General features: G+C 46.1%; 18 protein-coding genes. 13 read left to right on the top strand and 5 right to left on the bottom strand.

Features of this window, described 5'->3' with window-relative positions:
* Positions 1 to 16 precede the first annotated feature (16 nt).
* Positions 17 to 2,005, top strand: coding sequence for a DNA topoisomerase IV subunit B (locus tag ICE90_RS06295; protein WP_215322099.1), 1,989 nt, complete (start codon positions 17 to 19; stop codon positions 2,003 to 2,005).
* Positions 2,006 to 2,076: 71 nt separating this feature from the next.
* Positions 2,077 to 4,452, top strand: coding sequence for a DNA topoisomerase IV subunit A (parC, locus tag ICE90_RS06300; RefSeq protein ID WP_370624655.1), 2,376 nt, complete (start codon positions 2,077 to 2,079; stop codon positions 4,450 to 4,452).
* A gap of 14 nt (positions 4,453 to 4,466) precedes the next feature.
* Here parC and ICE90_RS06305 read toward each other — a convergent pair whose 3' ends face one another.
* The gene (locus ICE90_RS06305; protein ID WP_216191541.1) at positions 4,467 to 5,426 is read right to left on the bottom strand and encodes an XdhC family protein; all 960 of its coding nucleotides are present in this window, start codon (positions 5,424 to 5,426) and stop codon (positions 4,467 to 4,469) included.
* A 63-nt stretch (positions 5,427 to 5,489) separates the two neighbouring features.
* Here ICE90_RS06305 and ICE90_RS06310 point away from each other — a divergent pair, with 63 nt between their 5' ends.
* The gene (locus tag ICE90_RS06310; protein WP_216191543.1) at positions 5,490 to 6,140 is read left to right on the top strand and encodes an NTP transferase domain-containing protein; all 651 of its coding nucleotides are present in this window, start codon (positions 5,490 to 5,492) and stop codon (positions 6,138 to 6,140) included.
* 10 nt (positions 6,141 to 6,150) lie between these two features.
* On the opposite strand, the gene ICE90_RS06315 is transcribed toward ICE90_RS06310, so the two are convergent.
* The 3 genes from ICE90_RS06315 to ICE90_RS06325 are packed head-to-tail and all read right to left on the bottom strand — an operon-like array spanning position 6,151 to position 8,713.
* Positions 6,151 to 6,609 carry a RidA family protein gene (locus ICE90_RS06315; protein WP_215322105.1) on the bottom strand — a complete coding sequence of 153 codons (459 nt, stop codon included), beginning with the start codon at positions 6,607 to 6,609 and terminating at the stop codon, positions 6,151 to 6,153.
* A gap of 34 nt (positions 6,610 to 6,643) precedes the next feature.
* A complete protein-coding gene (locus ICE90_RS06320) occupies positions 6,644 to 7,819 on the bottom strand; it encodes a VWA domain-containing protein (protein ID WP_215322110.1) in 1,176 nt (391 codons plus the stop codon).
* 24 nt (positions 7,820 to 7,843) lie between these two features.
* A complete protein-coding gene (locus ICE90_RS06325) occupies positions 7,844 to 8,713 on the bottom strand; it encodes a MoxR family ATPase (RefSeq protein ID WP_215322113.1) in 870 nt (289 codons plus the stop codon).
* 163 nt (positions 8,714 to 8,876) lie between these two features.
* Here ICE90_RS06325 and ICE90_RS06330 point away from each other — a divergent pair, with 163 nt between their 5' ends.
* Positions 8,877 to 9,242 carry a cytochrome c gene (locus ICE90_RS06330; RefSeq protein ID WP_216191545.1) on the top strand — a complete coding sequence of 122 codons (366 nt, stop codon included), beginning with the start codon at positions 8,877 to 8,879 and terminating at the stop codon, positions 9,240 to 9,242.
* Between the two features lie 31 nt (positions 9,243 to 9,273).
* Positions 9,274 to 9,627 (top strand): cytochrome c, encoded by a 354-nt coding sequence (locus tag ICE90_RS06335; RefSeq protein WP_216191547.1) that lies wholly within the window; start codon positions 9,274 to 9,276, stop codon positions 9,625 to 9,627.
* A gap of 70 nt (positions 9,628 to 9,697) precedes the next feature.
* Here ICE90_RS06335 and ICE90_RS06340 read toward each other — a convergent pair whose 3' ends face one another.
* A complete protein-coding gene (locus ICE90_RS06340) occupies positions 9,698 to 10,336 on the bottom strand; it encodes a GntR family transcriptional regulator (protein ID WP_216191549.1) in 639 nt (212 codons plus the stop codon).
* A gap of 96 nt (positions 10,337 to 10,432) precedes the next feature.
* On the opposite strand from ICE90_RS06340, the gene scpA reads away from it, so the two are divergent.
* From scpA to ICE90_RS06380, 8 genes are read left to right on the top strand one after another with little or no spacing between them, the layout of a single operon-like run.
* Complete coding sequence (gene scpA / locus ICE90_RS06345) at positions 10,433 to 12,607, top strand: methylmalonyl-CoA mutase (protein WP_216191557.1); 2,175 nt, start codon at positions 10,433 to 10,435, stop codon at positions 12,605 to 12,607.
* Positions 12,608 to 12,621: 14 nt separating this feature from the next.
* Positions 12,622 to 13,647 carry a methylmalonyl Co-A mutase-associated GTPase MeaB gene (gene meaB, locus ICE90_RS06350; protein ID WP_215322122.1) on the top strand — a complete coding sequence of 342 codons (1,026 nt, stop codon included), beginning with the start codon at positions 12,622 to 12,624 and terminating at the stop codon, positions 13,645 to 13,647.
* A 10-nt stretch (positions 13,648 to 13,657) separates the two neighbouring features.
* Positions 13,658 to 15,190, top strand: a complete 1,533-nt coding sequence (locus ICE90_RS06355; protein WP_072582555.1) for an acyl-CoA carboxylase subunit beta — start codon at positions 13,658 to 13,660, stop codon at positions 15,188 to 15,190.
* A gap of 15 nt (positions 15,191 to 15,205) precedes the next feature.
* Positions 15,206 to 17,242 (top strand): acetyl-CoA carboxylase biotin carboxylase subunit, encoded by a 2,037-nt coding sequence (gene accC, locus ICE90_RS06360; RefSeq protein WP_255533317.1) that lies wholly within the window; start codon positions 15,206 to 15,208, stop codon positions 17,240 to 17,242.
* A 14-nt stretch (positions 17,243 to 17,256) separates the two neighbouring features.
* Positions 17,257 to 17,724: a VOC family protein gene (locus ICE90_RS06365; protein ID WP_215322123.1), complete on the top strand. Its 468-nt coding sequence runs from the start codon at positions 17,257 to 17,259 to the stop codon at positions 17,722 to 17,724.
* A 32-nt stretch (positions 17,725 to 17,756) separates the two neighbouring features.
* Entirely contained in the window at positions 17,757 to 18,461 is a 705-nt protein-coding gene (gene tsaB, locus ICE90_RS06370; protein WP_215322125.1) for a tRNA (adenosine(37)-N6)-threonylcarbamoyltransferase complex dimerization subunit type 1 TsaB, read from the top strand.
* On the top strand, positions 18,461 to 18,991 hold the full coding sequence (gene rimI, locus ICE90_RS06375) for a ribosomal protein S18-alanine N-acetyltransferase (RefSeq protein ID WP_216191559.1): 531 nt from the start codon (positions 18,461 to 18,463) through the stop codon (positions 18,989 to 18,991). Before tsaB ends, rimI begins: the two co-directional genes overlap by 1 nt.
* Complete coding sequence (locus ICE90_RS06380) at positions 18,988 to 19,512, top strand: hypothetical protein (RefSeq protein WP_216191561.1); 525 nt, start codon at positions 18,988 to 18,990, stop codon at positions 19,510 to 19,512. Before rimI ends, ICE90_RS06380 begins: the two co-directional genes overlap by 4 nt.
* Positions 19,513 to 19,516 lie beyond the last annotated feature (4 nt).

Genomic DNA, 19,516 nt, shown 5'->3' on the forward strand with positions numbered 1-19,516 from the left:
ACTACAATTTGCGCGCATGGCTACCCGTAAAACTTCCGAATACAGCGAATCGTCGATTCAGGTCCTAAAAGGACTAGAACCAGTCCGTCAACGGCCTGGAATGTACACCCGCACCGACAATCCACTCCATATCATTCAGGAGGTGCTGGATAACGCATCCGATGAGGCTTTAGGAGGTTTTGGCAAGCAAATCATCGTTACGATGCATAGCGATGGCAGCGTGAGCGTGGAAGATGATGGTCGAGGTATTCCAGTGGGAATGCATCCAACTGAGAAATTGCCGGTTGTTGAGATCGTGTTTACCCAGCTACATGCAGGCGGTAAGTTTGAAAAAGGTACTGGTGGAGCATACGCATTCTCAGGTGGCTTGCATGGTGTGGGTGTTTCAGTAACCAATGCTTTATCCAAAAGATTAGAAGTCACCGTTTGGCGTGATGGCCAAATGTCAACATTGACCTTTGCCGATGGCAAGGTGATTGAAAAGCTCAAAACGATTTCTTCTCCAAAGGAAGATAAGTCACACGGTACGCGCGTTCGTGCATGGCCAGATGGTAAGTATTTTGATAGCTCAGTGATTCCAATGCCTGAGCTCATTCGCCTACTACGTTCCAAGGCTGTTTTATTGCCAGGTGTGAAGGTAACCCTGATTCAAGAAAAATCAGGCGATACCCAGACTTGGCAATATGCGCAAGGCTTGCGCGGTTATTTAAATGAAGCAATTGCGCAAGCTGGCCATGGTGCTGAAGTCATTCCTCCGTTCGAGGGTGAGCAATACGCTACCGGTACTGGAGAGGAAGATTCTTTTGCTGAAGGCGAGGGCGCGGCTTGGGTTGTTTGCTGGACTGAAGATGGTGCGCCAGTGCGCGAGAGTTATGTGAACTTGATTCCAACACCTGCAGGCGGTACTCACGAAAGCGGTTTACGTGAGGGCTTATTTAATGCTGTTAAAGGCTTTATTGAGATGCATGCATTGCAACCGAAAGGTGTGAAACTCATGCCTGAAGACGTTTTTGCTCGCGCATCTTTCATTCTGTCAGCCAAAGTATTGGACCCTCAGTTCCAAGGACAGATTAAAGAGCGTCTGAATTCTCGTGATGCTGTACGTTTAGTTTCCGGCTATGTGAAGTCTGCCTTAGAGCTTTGGCTCAACCAACACGTTGACTACGGTCGCAAGTTAGCCGACCTGGTGATCAAGCAGGCGCAAGCGAGAACTCGTGCTGGTCAGAAAGTGGAGAAGAAAAAATCCTCTGGCGTAGCCGTACTCCCGGGCAAGCTTACAGATTGCGAGAGCGAAGATATCAGCATGAATGAAATCTTCCTTGTGGAGGGTGATTCTGCTGGTGGTTCAGCCAAGATGGGACGTAACAAGGAATATCAAGCCATTCTGCCATTGCGCGGCAAGGTATTAAATACCTGGGAAGCTGAGCGCGACCGCTTGTTTGCCAATAATGAGGTGCATGACATCGCTGTAGCGATTGGTGTGGATCCGCATGGAGCAAATGACACCCCCGATCTTTCCAATCTACGCTACGGCAAGGTATGTATTCTTTCTGATGCAGACGTCGATGGCGCGCATATTCAAGTATTGCTCTTAACCTTGTTCTACAAACATTTCCCTAAACTCATTGAGTTAGGGCATATACATATTTCTAGACCGCCACTATTTAGAGTGGATGCTCCGGCGCGCGGTAAAAAACCAGCGCAAAAGATTTATGCCTTAGATGCTAATGAGCTTCAGGCTATTGAGGATAAATTACGTAAAGATGGCGTCAAAGAAACTGCATGGCAGATCTCTCGCTTTAAGGGCTTAGGAGAAATGAGTGCAGAGCAACTCTGGGATACCACTCTGAATCCAGATACACGTCGTTTGCTACCGGTTACTTTGGGCACGTGGACTGAAGACGAAACCTTTAAAACAATGGATATGCTGATGGGTAAATCAGAGTCTGGTGCACGCCGTGACTGGCTTGAAGAGCGCGGCAATGAAGTGGAGGCAGATATCTAATGACAACTAAAAAGACTCCTGGAAAAAATACTCCGGCTGATCAGGCCGACTTGTTCTCTAGCCCGATCGAAATCGATATTGTTGAAGTAGATGAAGCTCCTGCTGTAGCTGCTACCTCAGGTGGTGGATCAAGCAATCACGACCCCAAAACAATTGATCTCAATGAAGATGGAAAAGATAACTTAACTCTGGCGGTGTACGCAGAGCGTGCCTATCTAGATTACGCAATTAGCGTGGTTAAGGGTCGTGCACTACCAGATGTGTCTGATGGTCAGAAGCCTGTGCAGCGCCGTATTTTGTTCTCGATGAGCGAAATGGGCTTACGCGCTGATGCAAAACCGGTGAAGAGTGCACGTGTAGTTGGTGATGTATTGGGTAAGTTCCATCCGCACGGCGACCAATCTGCATATGATGCTTTAGTTCGTTTGGCACAAAGCTTCTCATTGCGTTACCCATTAATCGATGGTCAAGGTAACTTCGGCTCGCGCGATGGCGATGGCGCGGCAGCGATGCGTTATACCGAGGCTCGCCTAACCAAGATTGCTGGTTTGCTACTGAGTGAGATTGATGAGGGTACGGTAGATTTTGCACCGAACTACGACGGCTCATTCCAGGAGCCTAAATTATTACCAGCGCGCCTACCGTTTGTATTGCTCAATGGCGCATCCGGTATTGCAGTAGGTATGGCGACCGAGATTCCTTCACATAATTTGCGTGAAGTGGCTACCGCTGCCGTTGCTTTAATGAAGTCTCCGAAGATGAGCACTTCAGAGTTATTGGAAATCATGCCTGGTCCCGACTATCCAGGTGGCGGTCAAATCATTTCTTCTGCTGCAGAAATTGCGCAGATTTATGAAGCTGGTCGCGGCAGTATAAAAGTGCGTGCACGTTGGTCTGTCGAAGAGCTCGCTCGAGGTCAATGGCAGATCGTGGTTAACGAATTGCCTCCAGCTACATCTTCACAGCGTGTTTTGCAAGAGATTGAAGAAATCACCAACCCGAAGGTTAAGGTAGGCAAAAAGACCTTAACACCTGAACAAAATAATCTTAAATCAACCATCTTGAATGTGCTCGATGGCGTGCGTGATGAATCCAGCAAGGATGCCGCAGTACGTTTGGTATTTGAGCCCAAGAGTAAGAATATTGACGTCAATGAGTTTGTCAATTTATTGCTTGCTCACACTTCATTGGAATCCAATGCACCAATGAATTTGGTGATGATTGGTAACGATGGGCGCCCACGGCAAAAAGGCTTAAAAGAAATTCTGTCTGAGTGGGTTGCATTTAGAGTTGCCACAGTGACGCGCAGAACTCAGCACCGCTTAGGCAAAGTCAAAGACCGTATGCATATTTTGGAGGGGCGCTTAACCGTTCTTCTCAATATTGATAAGGTCATTAAGATCATTCGCAATAGCGATGAACCTAAAGCTGATCTTATTAAAGAGTTCAAGCTGAGCGATCGCCAGGCTGAAGATATTCTAGACATTCGCTTGCGCCAGTTGGCGCGTCTTGAAGGCATCAAGATCGAGCAAGAGCTGAAAGAGCTTAAGGCTGAACGTGATGACCTAGAGGGTTTATTGCAAAACGACACCGTCTTACGCAAGCGCATCATCAAAGAAATCGAATCCGATATGAAGGACTTCGGCGATGATCGTCGCACCCTGATTCAGGAAGATAAGCGCGCCGTTGCTGAGACCAAGGTCGTTGATGAGCCGGTTACAGTGATTGTTTCTCAAAAGGGCTGGGTACGTGTTCGCCAAGGTCATGAGCACGATGCAACCCAATTTGGCTTCAAAGCGGGCGATGCTTTATATGCTACCTTCGAGGTAAGAACTGTAGATGTAATTCAGGGCTTTGGAAGTGACGGACGTGTATATACAGTTCCTGTCAGCGAATTACCAGGGGCTCGTGGTGATGGCTCGCCATTAACTAGTTTCGTCAATTTGGCTGCTGGCTCACAAATGGTTGCCTATTACGCTGGTCAACCTGATGATTTAGTATTGCTATCCACTAGAGCAGGTTATGGATTCTTGGCCAATGTATCTGATATGACTACTCGTAATAAAGCGGGTAAATCATTCTTGAGCATGGACGCTAAAGTTCCTGGCGATGCTCCTTTAGGTGCTGCCAAGGTGAAAGTAGGTATGAAGCAAGTTGCCTGCTTATCAGAAGCTTCTAAGTTATTGGTATTCCCACTAGATGAACTCAAGCGTCTGCCAACCGGCGGTAAGGGTGTAATTTTGATGGGCTTGGATGAAAAAGAGCACTTGGCTTCTGCTATCGCAGTTGGGTCGGATGGTGCCACCTATTCAGGCGCTGGACGTGCCGGTAAACCAACTGAACTCGGCCTTGATGCCAAAACATTGAAGTCTTTTGCAGGTAACCGCGCACGCAAAGGCCACTTTGTTGAGCCGCGGTTGAAAGACGGCAAGTTAACAGCAAACTAAGCTAGTTAAATCAGCTAAGTATTCTTCGAAATACTCACACCATATTTAACGGCAATCACTTCTGCCAGAATCGATACAGCGATCTCTGGTGGAGTGAGTGCGCCGATATAAAGCCCAACAGGGCCGTGTAACTTTTCAACTTGTTCTTGGCTCACGTCGAACTCGAGTAAGCGCTCTTTGCGCTTCTGTGTATTTTTGCGACTACCGAGTGCTCCCACATAAAAGGCAGGTGACTTTAAGGCCTCCATCAAAGCCATGTCATCTAACTTAGGGTCATGTGTAAGAGCAACGACAGCAGTGTGAGAGTCAACGCCAATTTCCAGCAAGACATCATCTGGCATGCCCTTTACAAAGGTGATGTCTGAGCGATTTAAACCCTCGGCATATTCTTCACGGGGATCAATCACAACGACTTCAAAGTCGGAAGCCAGCGCAAAATCCGCGGTGTATAGGGATAGCTGACCAGCGCCAATAATCACCATGCGCCAACGGGGGCCGTAGGTGGTTTGCATTTCTTGTTCGGTGCAAGCAAATTCATCGCTGCGATCGCCTAAACGGAGGGTGGATTTGCCAGTAGCCAAATTTACGGAGCGGCGCGTAATGTGATGGGATGAAATATTTGCAAGCAACCTCTCTAAAATTGCCAATTCTGGTTTTGGTTCGACCAGCAGGCGAAGCGTGCCACCACAAGGTAGACCAAAACGGGCAGCATCTTGCTGGGTTACTCCATAAACCACCATTTCTGGGGTATCGCGAGTGAGGATTTCAGATTGGACTCGACGAATAAGGTCATCTTCAACGCAGCCACCTGAAACAGACCCAGCAACTTGCCCATCAGCTCGAATAGCCAGCCAGGAGCCGATTGGACGCGGTGCTGAGCCCCAAGTCTGGGCAACGGTTGCAATCGCAACAGATTGACCCGCTTGGAGCCATTCGACGGCAGATTTGAGTACGCTTAAATCGGTGCTGTTCATGCGTTTTCTTCTTTTTCGTTCTTTTGTGAAAGCTTTTATTAATAACTATTTATTATCACTCTAATGACAGTCTCCGGTGAATCCTCCAAAAGCCCCAATTTGCGTCTAGCCATCCTGATATTGGCGGCGGGTGAGGGAAGTCGTTTGGGTGGATATCCAAAAGCCCTGTTAAAAAAGGACGGGGATAGTTTGTTAAAGCACTTTGTCCAATCAATTCAAACTCTTGAGCCCTTAGAGACTCTGATTGTTACCGGCTTTTACTCAGATCAAATTGAAGCAGAAATCAAATTAATCAAGCAGTTCGTAGCAAGCCCAATCACTTGGGTAAAAAATCTCCAGCCAGAATTGGGTCAAGCCTCTTCGGTACGTCTTGGTCTTGAATCTCTAAGGAGTGACTACGATGTGTTGACGATTGCTTTATGCGATCAACCCAGCATAGCGAGTACTGAGATAGAGGCATTGCTAGGGCAATTTAATCAAAGAGCCGCAAACCAGGAAATCATTCTGCCAATGGTGAATGGTCAGCGAGGTAACCCGGTATTGTTTTCAAGAGGGGTGATCAATCAAATTTTATCTATTCCCGGAATGGTTTGCAGGCCCTATATGAATGAGCATCCAGAGTTGGTCAAATCATTTACAACCGATAACAAGGCCTATTTAATGGATGTCGATACGCAATCTGACATCCAGAAACTAGGGCTTGATCCTATTTAATTAAAACCAATTAAATCTCCGCAATGAGTTCAATTTCTACACAAGCACCAAGCGGGATTTGAGCGACACCAAAGGCGCTACGTGCATGTTTGCCAGCGTCGCCAAAAACTTCAAACAATAACTCTGAGCAGCCATTCACTACCAAATGTTGTTCTGTGTAGCTGTCAGTGGAGTTCACTAAGCCCATGACTTTAACGATGCGCTTTACTTTATCTAAAGAGCCTAAGTGGTTTTGTAATGTAGCAATCAAGTCGATCGCAATAGCGCGGGCAGCGGCTTTCCCAGTTTCTGTATCCATATCTTTACCGAGCTTACCGACCCAAGGCTTACCATCACGTTTGGCGATATGACCAGAAAGAAATACGGTATTACCAGTGGTGGCAGCCATGACATAGGCAGCAGCAGGAGGTCCTGGTGGCGGTAAATCGATGCCGAGGGTCTTAAGGCGTTCGTTAATGGTTGTGCTCATATGTGGTTTCTGTAATTAAATTGAAAAAGAAATCTTACTTGGAAAGTTGACGCATGGCACTTTCAAGGCCATTCAGAGTGACTGGGTACATACGATCTTTCATGAGGTTTTGCATGATGTCGATTGATTGACGGTATTGCCAGATGGATTCAGGCTCTGGATTGAGCCATGCAAAATGGGGGAAGTGATCAATCAGTCTATTAATCCAAACCGCCCCAGCTTCTTTGTTGTTGTACTCGACAGAACCGTTAGGGCTCAATATTTCATAGGGAGACATCGTCGCATCTCCAACAAAGATGAGCTTGTAGTCGGGCCCATATTTATTAATGATGTCTTGCGTTGCAGTCACTTGATCGCGTCTACGGCGATTGCTTTGCCATAAATTTTCATAAACGCAGTTATGAAAATAGTAATGCTCTAAGTGCTTAAATTCAGCTTTAGCGGCAGAAAACAACTCAGCAATGCGTTGAATATGATCATCCATCGAACCGCCGACATCCATCAGTAGCAAAACCTTGACCTGGTTATGTCGCTCGGGTCGCATTTGAATATCAAGCATGCCTGCATTGGCAGCTGTTGAATGAATGGTTTTATCTAAATCCAACTCTAAAGTAGATCCCTCGCGAGCAAAGCGACGCAAGCGCCGTAAAGCGACTTTTATATTGCGTGTACCTAATGCTAGATCGCTGTCGTAATCCTTAAATTCTCGAGCTTCCCAGACTTTGATGGCCGTTCTGTTGCCAGCACTCTCGCCACCAATACGGATGCCTTCGGGGTGATAGCCGCTGTGACCAAAGGGTGAAGAACCACCTGCGCCAATCCATTTATTGCCACCGCCATGCCATTCTTTTTGCTCTTTTAAAAGCTCCTCAAGCCGCTTCTTTAAGGCATCCGGACCACCTAACTTCTGCAGCGCAGCTTTTTCTTCATCCGTTAGTACGTGTTGAAGTTTTTTCTCTAACCATTCCAGTGGAATATCTGGTGAGAGCGCAATGATTTGTTCAATCCCGTTGAAGTAGCTGCCAAATACTTGATCAAACCGATCAAAGTGTTGCTCATCCTTAACCAAGGTTAAGCGCGAGAACTGGTAAAACTCATCAATCGAGGGGTTAATAACACCCGATTTCAAACCCTCCAAAAGAGTTAAAAACTCTCGCACTGAAACAGGCACCTTGGCCTCTTTCAGATTTAGAAAGAATTGAATCAACATGTCAGAAGGCTTCTAGGTAACAAGTTAGCGATGATTGCGATTCATCATGACCAAGCGCTCAAATAGATGAATATCTTGTTCATTCTTAAGTAGAGCCCCGTGCAAAGGCGGTACGACAATCTTTTCATCGCTGCTGTGCAGCGCTTCAGGCTGAATATCTTCCGCCAATAAGAGCTTTAGCCAGTCTATTAACTCGGATGTAGAGGGCTTCTTTTTTAAGCCCGGCAACGAGCGTATCTGGTAGAAGGCCTTGAGGGCAGCATCCAAAAGATCCTGTTTGATATTGGGGTGGTGCACATCCACGATGCTTTGCATCGTATTGGCATCCGGGAAGGTGATGTAATGAAAGAAGCAACGACGTAAGAAGGCGTCGGGTAATTCCTTTTCATTATTTGACGTAATAATGACAAGCGGGCGATGTTTTGCTTTAATCAATTCACGAGTTTCATAGACATAAAACTCCATACGATCAATTTCGCGCAATAAGTCATTCGGAAACTCAATATCTGCTTTATCGATTTCATCGATTAGTAATACAGTCGGCTCATCTGCTTCAAAAGCTTGCCAAAGAACACCTTTAACAATGTAGTTCCGAATATCGTTTACTTTTTCATCGCCTAATTGGGAGTCTCGCAAACGGCTTACGGCATCGTACTCATATAGACCCTGCTGAGCCTTTGTGGTTGATTTGATATGCCATTGCAACAGCGGCATATTGAGGGCAGCAGCTACTTCTTCAGCGAGCATGGTTTTGCCAGTACCGGGCTCACCTTTAATGAGAAGGGGACGCTGCAGAGCAATGGCCGCATTGACTGCCAATTTCAGATCATCAGTGGCTACATAGCTTTGGCTACCAGCAAAGCGATTTGGGGAGTGCGAGGTGGATTTACTCATGGACATACCTAAATAAAGACTGGATCAAGCGTTCAAGTATAGGTAAATAAGGGGAATTTTTCAGTGTTTCTACTGATTTTGGCCTCTGAAATGACGGGAAAGGCATCTGTCCGCTATACTCTTCCCAAATTGATCTAAATCAAACTCATTAATACTGATTTCTATGAAAAAACTCTCATTTCTTCCTCATTTGGCCGTTGCTGCAACTTTAGCTTTTGCAGGTTCAGTTGCTCAGGCTGATGAAGTTAAAGGTAATGCCGCCGCTGGTAATGCTAAGGTTTGGCTTTGCGTTGGTTGTCACTCTATCCCTGATTACCGCGCTGATTACCCATTGGTATACAAAGTGCCTATGTTGGGCGGTCAAAATGGCGCCTATATTGCTATTGCTTTGTCAGAGTACAAAAAGGGTGAGCGCAAGCATCCAACGATGCGCGCTATCGCTGCCAGTTTGTCTGACCAGGATATGGCCGATATTGGCGAATACTATGCTGCGCAAACTGCCAGCACACCGAACAACCCATTGAAGTGATTCATTGATAAAGATACATAGAGATACTTTTATGAAATTTGCACTAATTACAGCAGTTTTGCTCTCCAGCATTGGTTTGGTAAACGTAGCAAATGCTGCTAACGTAGATAAAGGTCAGGCTTTGGTAGAGAAGTCTAATTGCGCTTCTTGCCATGGTGCTGGACTCAATGCCCCAATCTTGCCGGCTTATCCAAAGTTAGCTGGCCAGTATTCTGACTATTTGTATTACGCCTTGAAAGCATACAAAGTAGGCAACGGCAATCCTCAGTATGGTCGTAATAACGCCATCATGGGCTCACAAGTTCAGGCCTTTAGCGATGCTGATATGCAAGATATCGCTGCTTATGTTTCCAGTTTGCCAGGAAATTTTGTTATTAAAAAGTAAATCCAGCTAGCTCAGGCTACTTAGATTAAAGGCTTAGAATAATATTCTAAGCCTTTATTTTTTATAGGTTTTATCTTAGCGCTTCAAGTCCTTGCGCCAAATGTTTGCGCATCACGGCTTCAGCAGCTTGCTCATCTCGCTTGAGAAGTGCTCTAAGGATTTCTCGGTGTTCAACTAAAGAGTTTTGTAGTCTACCGGTGCTAGTTAATGAGTCCCTGCGATGTAATTTGAGTACTTTGCGTAGATCAGCAATGACACCATTCATCCATTTATTGCCTGCAATTTCTTGTATTAGCTCATGAAACTTGCCATTTATCTCAAAAAACTGCTCAATATCACGGTCAGCAGCTGCTTTCTCTAGGCGGTGATGCAGGTGGTCCAGCATATTTAGCTCTGCTTCAGTCGCTTTAATCGCTGTCTCCTTAGCTGCTTGACCCTCTAAAAGGGAGAGAATCGTGAAGATTTGTTCTAGATCTTTTCTGGCTACCTCAGTCACATAGGCGCCACGACGCATCTTGATGGTAACCAGACCTTCAGAGGCTAAAACCTTGATTGCTTCGCGCATTGGGGTGCGACTAATCCCAAACTGATCTGCGAGAGATTGCTCATCAAGCCAGCTTCCAGGGGCCAATTGTTTGCTAAATATTTGCTCCCGCAGGCGGTCAGCAACATCCTCATATAAGGGCCTATTATTCAGTTTTGTATTCATAATTATAAATACATGATAGCTAGACAAATGACAAATAGTCAAGCAGAATGTAAGGATATTTCGATGCAATGCAGCAAAAATTAACCGGGAGTTTTTGTGAGTTCTAAAGAAAATAATTCATGGCCATCATTTCCAGACGCCAATCTAGAGGCCTGGGAAAAGTCAGCGCAAAAATCGGCACCTAATGGTGATGTTGATTCCTTGGGCTGGAAAACCCCGGATGGGATTCATTTAAAAGCCTTATACACATCATCTGATGTAGAAGGTCTTAATTACACCGATACATTGCCTGGATTTGAACCATTTCTACGTGGCCCTCAAGCAACGATGTACTCGGTTCGTCCTTGGACCATTCGTCAGTACGCTGGTTTTTCAACTGCAGAAGAATCCAATGCGTTTTATCGCAAGGCGCTTGATGCAGGTGGTCAAGGCGTATCCGTTGCTTTTGACTTAGCCACTCATCGCGGCTACGACTCCGATCATCCACGCGTTACTGGTGACGTTGGTAAGGCCGGTGTTGCCATTGACTCTGTTGAAGATATGAAAATCTTGTTCGATGGCATTCCATTGGACAAGGTATCTGTTTCGATGACGATGAACGGTGCTGTATTGCCGGTACTGGCTGGTTACATTGTGGCTGGTGAAGAGCAGGGCGTAAAACAGGAGCAGCTATCAGGAACTATTCAGAATGACATTCTGAAAGAGTTCATGGTGCGCAACACCTACATCTATCCACCAGAGCCTTCGATTCGTATTATTGGCGACATTATTGAGTACACCGCTAAGCACATGCCGAAGTTCAACTCGATTTCTATTTCGGGTTATCACATGCAAGAAGCTGGCGCTAATCAAGTTTTGGAATTGGCATTCACCTTGGCTGATGGTAAAGAGTATGTAAAAACAGCGCTTGCTAAGGGTTTGGATGTTGACGGCTTTGCAGGTCGCCTCTCATTTTTCTTTGCTATCGGTATGAACTTCTACCTTGAAGTTGCCAAATTACGTGCTGCCCGTTTGTTATGGTGGCGCATTATGAAATCATTCGAGCCAAAGAACCCTAAATCATTGATGTTGCGTACGCACTGTCAAACATCAGGCTGGTCCTTGACTGAGCAAGACCCATATAACAACGTGGTGAGAACAACTGTTGAAGCTATGGCTGCGGTATTTGGTGGCACGCAATCTTTACACACCAACTCATTGGATGAGGCGATTGCCTTGCCTTCTGAGTTCTCCAGTCGTATTGCGCGTAACACGCAGTTGATTCTGCAAGAGGAGACGCATATTCCTAGCGTGATCGATCCCTGGGCAGGCTCCTACATGATGGAAAACCTCACTCAAGAAATGGCTGACAAAGCCTGGGAAATTATTCAAGAAGTAGAGGTCATGGGTGGCATGACCAAGGCGGTTGAAAGTGGTTGGGCCAAGCTCAAAATTGAAGCTGCTGCTGCAGAAAAACAGGCCAAGATAGATTCGGGCTCTGATGTCATTGTGGGTGTGAACAAATACAAGCTTGGCAAAGAAGATCTTGTTGATGTATTAATGATCGATAACGATAAGGTCCGTGAAGGTCAGGTTGCACGCCTTAAGGATATTAAGGCTAAGCGTGACTCCAAAAAAGTAGAGGCTGCGTTAGAAGCGTTGACTAAGGCTGCTGAGGATAACTCTGGAAACTTATTGGAGTTATCTGTTAATGCAATTCGTTTACGAGCAACTGTTGGTGAAGTATCTGATGCATTAGAAAAAGTTTACGGGCGCCATCGCGCCGATACTCAAAAGGTGACCGGTGTGTATGCAGCTGCTTATGACTCAGCCGAAGGCTGGGCAAAACTCCAAACTGAAATTGCTGATTTTGCAAAAGACTTTGGTCGTCGCCCTCGCGTGATGATCGCAAAGCTGGGGCAAGATGGCCATGACCGTGGTGCAAAAGTGGTTGCTACAGCCTATGCTGACTTGGGTTTTGACGTGGATATCGGGCCTTTATTTCAAACTCCAGAAGAATGTGCGCGCCAAGCGATCGAGAATGATGTACATGCCTTGGGGGTTTCTACATTGGCTGCTGGCCATAAAACATTAGTGCCAGCCATCATTGCCGAATTAAAAAGACAGGGTTCAGACGACATCATCGTATTCGTTGGTGGTGTGATTCCAAGGCAAGATTACGAGTTCCTCTACGAGGCAGGTGTAAAGGGCATTTACGGTCCAGGCACTCCAATTCCAGCTTCGGCCAAGGATGTGCTCGAGCAAATCCGCAAGTCTGTTAAACCAGCTTAGTACGGGCCATAGGCATGCTCGAAGCCGCTGATCAAGCCCTGGTGAATGATCTCACTGGTGCGCCATCGCTAAAACAGCGACGCGCATTAGCGAAGATCATTACGCTGCTTGAGTCAACTCGACTGGATCATCGTCATCGCGCTGATGAGGTGTTGAATTCTTTGTTGCCAAAAACAGGTAATTCATTTCGTCTGGGAATTTCAGGTGTTCCAGGAGTTGGTAAGTCGACCTTGATTGAGACTTTAGGCCTTTACCTCATTGATAAAGGTCATCGAGTCGCTGTATTGGCGATCGATCCTTCATCTAGCATCTCTGGTGGTTCTATTTTGGGTGATAAGACCCGTATGGAGCGTCTATCCGTTCTGGAGCACGCCTTTATCCGTCCAAGTCCATCGTCTTGTACGCTGGGTGGTGTTGCAGAGAAGACGCGTGAAGCTATGTTGGTTGCTGAAGCGGCAGGTTTTGATGTGATTATCGTTGAAACAGTCGGCGTAGGTCAGAGTGAGATTGCCGTTGCGGGTATGACAGACATGTTCTTATTAATGCAACTCCCCAATGCTGGCGATGATCTGCAGGCAATTAAAAAAGGCGTAATGGAAATTGCCGATCTGATCGTCATCAATAAAGTAGACATCGATCCTGATGCCGCAATGCGTGCTCAATTATTTATCACCAGTTCGTTACGACTACTGGGTTTCCAAGGAAATCCAGATCATGTATCCCATAACAAAGAGTTTTGGCACCCGCAAGTCATGACCTTAAGTGCTTTAGAAGGTAACGGCGTTCCTGAGTTATGGGAAAAAGTTTCTCATTTTGAATTCCTGCAAAAGGCCAATGGGAAATTTGACTCCCGGCGCAAAGAACAATCAGGCGCATGGATGTGGGATCGCATCGATGCAGGATTAAAAAACGCATTTCGTAGTAATGAAGCCGTTCAAGCGCTTCTACCAAGCTTGGCAGCACAGGTAAACCAAGGAACTATGGCAGCTTCAGTGGCGGCAAGACGGCTACTGGAAGCCATGGGGCATGAATTTTTCTAAGGAGCAAGAAATGAAGGAAATCATTCAACAACTCGAAGCTAAGCGTGAGCTTGCTCGATTGGGTGGCGGGCAAAAGCGCATCCAGGCTCAACATGCGAAGGGCAAATTAACCGCTCGTGAGCGCATTGAGCTTTTGCTTGATGCAGGCACATTCGAAGAGTGGGATATGTTTGTTGAACACCGTTGTCATGATTTTGGCATGGCTGATCAAACCGTTCCTGGTGATGGGGTCGTAACTGGTTACGGAATGATTAATGGTCGCCTCGTATTTGTGTTCTCACAGGACTTCACCGTTTTAGGTGGCTCCTTATCTGAAGCTCATGCGGAAAAGATTTGTAAAATCATGGATCAAGCGCTCAAGGTGGGCGCTCCTGTAATCGGTCTGAATGACTCTGGCGGTGCGCGTATTCAAGAGGGTGTTGCATCTCTTGGTGGTTATGCAGAGATTTTCCAACGTAATGTGACCGCATCTGGCGTGATCCCCCAAATTTCCTTGATCATGGGGCCTTCAGCTGGTGGCGCTGTGTACTCTCCAGCCTTGACCGACTTTATCTTCATGGTCAAAGACAGCTCTTACATGTTTGTAACGGGCCCTGAAGTAGTGAAGACCGTTACTCATGAAGATGTTACTGCCGAAGAATTAGGTGGTGCAGTGACTCACTCAACAGTATCTGGTGTTTGCGATTTGGCTTTCGATAACGATGTTGACGCGATCATGATGCTGCGTCGTTTCTTTAATTACCTGCCCTTATCCAATCGTGAGAAACCACCTTTGATCAAAGGTGCGAACCGTACAGAAGAGCCTGATTTTTCACTAGATACCTTAGTGCCATCAAATCCAAATCAACCTTACGATATGAAAGAGTTGATTGAAAAGATCGTTGATGATGGCGAGTTTTTTGAATTGCAACCTGATTACGCAAAAAACATCGTGATTGGCTTTGCTCGTATCGAAGGCCGTTCGATTGGTATTGTTGCCAATCAACCACTGATTCTGGCTGGTTGTTTGGATATTAAGGCATCCATCAAGGCTGCACGTTTCGTACGCTTCTGTGATGCATTCAATATTCCTGTAGTGACCTTAGTCGACGTTCCTGGCTTTATGCCTGGCACTGCACAAGAATACGGCGGCATTATTAAGCATGGTGCGAAATTGCTCTATGCCTACGCAGATTGCACCGTACCTAAGGTGACTTTAATTACTCGTAAAGCTTATGGTGGCGCCTATGACGTGATGGCTTCTAAGCATTTACGTGGTGACGTCAACTTTGCCTGGCCTTCAGCAGAAATTGCCGTGATGGGCCCTAAGGGCGCTGTTGAGATTATTTTCCGCGAAGAGAAATCAGATCCAGAAAAAATCACTGCACGTGAGGCTGAGTACAAGTCGAAGTTTGCCAACCCTTTTGTGGCAGGTCGTCGCGGCTACATCGATGATGTCATTCTCCCGCATGAGACCCGTAAACGGATTGCTCGTTCACTAGCGATGCTCAAAGATAAAGACTTGAAGAATCCTGCGCGTAAACATGGCAATATTCCTCTGTAAAGGCGCTGATAAATTATGACTACGAAAATGTTTAAGAAAATTTTGATTGCTAACCGCGGTGAGATTGCTTGCCGTGTGATGATGACCGCTAAAAAAATGGGCATCAAGACTGTTGCTGTTTATTCTGAGGCAGATAAAGAGGCGCGTCACGTACAACTGGCAGATGAGGCTGTTTGCATTGGACCAGCACCTTCGCGTGAATCTTACTTAGTAATGGACCGCATTATCCAAGCCTGCAAAGATACCGGCGCTGAAGCGGTGCATCCTGGCTACGGCTTCTTATCTGAGAACGAGCAGTTTGCTAAGCGTTGCGAGGAAGAGGGCATTGTCTTTATTGGCCCTAAGCATCAATCCATCGCTGCTATGGGTGACAAGATCGCATCTAAGAAGCTTGCTTTAGAAGCCAAGGTAAATACTATTCCTGGTTATAACGAGGCGATTGACACCACTGAAGAAGCGGTCAAAATTGCTCAAGGTATTGGCTATCCCGTCATGATTAAAGCTTCGGCAGGCGGTGGTGGTAAGGGTTTGCGAGTTGCATTTAATGACAAAGAGGCTGCTGAGGGTTTTGCAGCCTGCAAAACAGAAGCGATGAACAGCTTCGGTGACGATCGTATTTTTATCGAGAAGTTTGTAGAGGGTCCGCGTCATATTGAGATTCAGGTTTTAGGTGACTCCTTTGGCAATGTGGTTTATCTCAATGAGCGCGATTGCTCTATTCAGCGCCGTCATCAAAAGGTGATTGAAGAGGCGCCTTCACCCTTTATTGATCCAGTGACTCGTAAAGCTATGGGCGAACAAGCGGTTGCATTAGCTAAGGCCGTGAACTACCAGTCCGCCGGTACCGTTGAGTTCGTTGTAGGAAAAGATAAGTCTTTCTACTTCCTGGAAATGAATACCCGTTTGCAGGTTGAGCATCCAGTGACCGAAAGTATTACCGGCCTTGACTTGGTCGAGCAGATGATTCGTGTTGCTGCAGGCGAGAAGTTGGCATTCAAGCAAGAAGATGTGAAGTTAGATGGATGGTCGATGGAGTGTCGAATTAATGCTGATGATCCATTCCGCAATTTCCTTCCATCAACTGGCCGCTTAGTGAAGTATCGTCCACCAGAATCTGTTAATGGAGTGCGTGTAGATACCGGTGTGTATGAGGGCGGTGAAATCCCAATGTATTACGATTCAATGATTGCTAAATTGATTGTTCACGGCAAGGATCGTACAGAAGCAATTGAAAAGATGCGCGCAGCATTAAATGATTTCGTGATTCGCGGCATTCATTCCAATATTCCATTTCAGGCGGCCTTATTGCAACACCCTCGCTTTGTAAATGGCGACTTTACAACTGGCTTTATCGCTGAAGAATATCCAGAGGGCTTTAAAAAGCATTCTGTACAGCCCGCTGATCCTAAGCGTTTGGCAGCATTAGCTGCGTTTATGCGCTATCGCTATCTTGAGCATATTAAGATGATTGATGGGCAATTAGCTGGCCATGAAATGATCATTGCAAAGAAATTCGTAGTGGTTACTGGTAAAAAAACCGGCTCCATGAATGATCCGTATGAAGTGCCTATTCGCGTTGAATTGAAAGACGGCATCTATTCTGTATACATCGATGATGCTGATGGTGTGAGCCGTTATGACATTGTGAGTGACTGGCGTCCTGGGCAGATTTGTCTGCACGCAACCATTAACGGTACACATAAGATTACTGCACAAGTAGAGCGTCGTGGCGTTAAGTATCTGTTAATTCTGGATGGCGCCCATTTCGAATGTATGGTTCTGAGCCCTTTGGGCGCAGAGTTACAACGTCGCATGCCTGTCAAGTTACCGCCAGATACTTCTAAATTAGTAATGTCTCCAATGCCAGGCCTATTAACGAAAATTGCTGTCAAGGCAGGTGAAGCGGTTACCGCAGGTCAGAAACTAGCCTCAATTGAAGCGATGAAGATGGAAAATACGCTATCCGCTATGCAAGATGGTGTGGTTGCTGAAATCTGCGCTAAAGAGGGTGATAGCTTGGCGGTGGATCAATTAATTATTCGCTTTGAGTAACCAGGTTAATGACTATGAGCACTAAGCCATTTAAGATTTTAGGTATTCAGCAAATCGCAATAGGCGGCGAAAATAAAGATCGACTCAAGAAGTTGTGGGTTGATATGCTCGGATTTGAATACAAAAGTACTTTTGTCTCTGAGCGTGAAAACGTAGATGAAGATATTTGTGCGATTGGATCAGGTGCCTATGAGATAGAGGTTGATCTGATGCAGCCATTTGACATCGAAAAGAAACCAGCTGTACATCAGACACCTCTGAACCATATTGGTTTGTGGGTGGATGACCTCCCTAAAGCGGTTGAGTGGCTCTCAGCCAATGGCCTGCGCTTTGCTCCAGGGGGCATCCGCAAGGGTGCTGCAGGCTATGACATTACTTTTGTGCACCCCAAGGGGAATGACGAGTTCCCGATTAGCGGTGAAGGGGTGCTCATTGAGCTGGTTCAAGCGCCTCCTGAGGTGATTGCAGGATTAAGTTCATAATTTGGTTTTGTAATTAGCAAACAGGATTCAAATTGGCAAATATATTGGCCATCGACACCTCTTCAGCGTGGTGTTCGGTGGCTTTATCTTTAGGTGATAAAGCACCAGAGTTCAGGCATGAAGCTGTTTCAGCTGGTGCCAGCCAACTTCTATTGCCCTGGGTTGAGTCGCTGCTAGCTAATGCAAAACTGTCTTTAAAAGATCTCGATGCTATTGCTGTTGGTATTGGTCCCGGCGCATTCACGGGGGTTAGATTGGGTGTGGCTGCAGTTCAAGGCCTGGCAATTTCAAATAATCTTCCGGTCATATCCGTATGTAGCTTAGATGCAATAGCCGCGCAAATTACCAGCGCCGAGATTTATAAAAAGACCAAGCCTCAACGCTTCATGATAGCCATTGATGCACGCATGGAAGAAATTTATTGGGCGAACTATGAGTCTCAAGCTACTCAATTACCAAAACGCGTGAGTGATATTCACCTCACAAAGCCTGAAGTGCTTAACTTTGATGGCTTGCAACTCATAGCTGGTAGCGCTTTAAATGCCTACAGCAATCGTATGCCCCTATTTGATGGTCCAAAGGATGTCGAGATCTCAATCTCTGCATTGGGTGTCTTAGAGTGCGCCAAACAATCGTTTAAAGAAGGTTTGCAGGAAGATGTTCGACTGCTTGAGCCAATGTATGTGCGAAATAAAGTGGCATTTACCACTGCAGAGCGTGAAGGGGGGATGAAATAATGTCTGATATTTCCCCGGCAGGAGGTATTGCAGAGCTCTCGTTCATGCCAATGCAAGTTGTAGACTTAGATGAAGTTCTCAAGATAGAGTCCGTCTCGCACATTCACCCTTGGACAAAAGGTAATTTTTCCGATTCTTTGGCCGCTGGACATTGGGCTTATTGCATTCGTCCGCAAGAAGACCAAATGGTGAAGGGTAGTTATTTGGATCCAGCAGTGCTTTGGGCTTACTGCATCCTTTTTCCCGCGGTAGATGAATTGCACCTTCTCAATATTACGGTCTCGCCTCATTTGCGCAAGCTTGGGCTAGGCCAAAGAATGATGGCTGCGATCGAGGGTGTAGCAGCCCAACAAAAAATGCCCCGAATTATCTTAGAGGTAAGGCCAAGCAATACCGCTGCAATAACACTCTATCAAAAATTGGGTTACGAGCAAATTGGTGTGCGTAAGAATTACTATCCAGCCAACCTGGAGACTGGATCTCGAGAAGATGCGCTCGTTATGGCCAAATCGATTAAGCTAGAGCCATGACCAATACTGATTCAGCCTTCTTAAAAGAGATGGGCATCACCGAATGGACTTCTCGGGATGTCATACAGGAGACAGCCTCAGTAACCGAGCAGACTAACGCTCAAGCCTCTTCTGAGCTTGCACAGTTAACTCCAAGAGTTAGCTATGGAATGTGGTGGTTTTTTGGTAGTGAACCACAGGGGGATGCTCAAATCTTATTTCAAAATATGATTCGTGTTTTGGGACTGGCTAAAAATGAGTGGGCTTGGAAAAATCCAGGGCATAGTCTGAGTCAGTTGAGTGCCCCTGAGATGCCTGTTATAGCAATTGCCTTCGGTGGGCCTACTGCCCAAAAAATCACTGGTGAAAGAGATCCATTGCCGCAGTTGCGTGAAACAGTTTTAGCTTTAAATACTGGCAATGAAGAAGAGATTCCAGTAATTGCTTCATTTGAACTAAATCAAGTACTTGCAAAACCAAATGATAAGGCATTGCTCTGGCAGGATATGTTGTTAGCGAGATCTGTGCTGCAAAACAGTTGATCTA

It is taken from the genome of Polynucleobacter sp. AP-RePozz3-80-G7 (assembly GCF_018882145.1).
Lineage (GTDB): Bacteria > Pseudomonadota > Gammaproteobacteria > Burkholderiales > Burkholderiaceae > Polynucleobacter.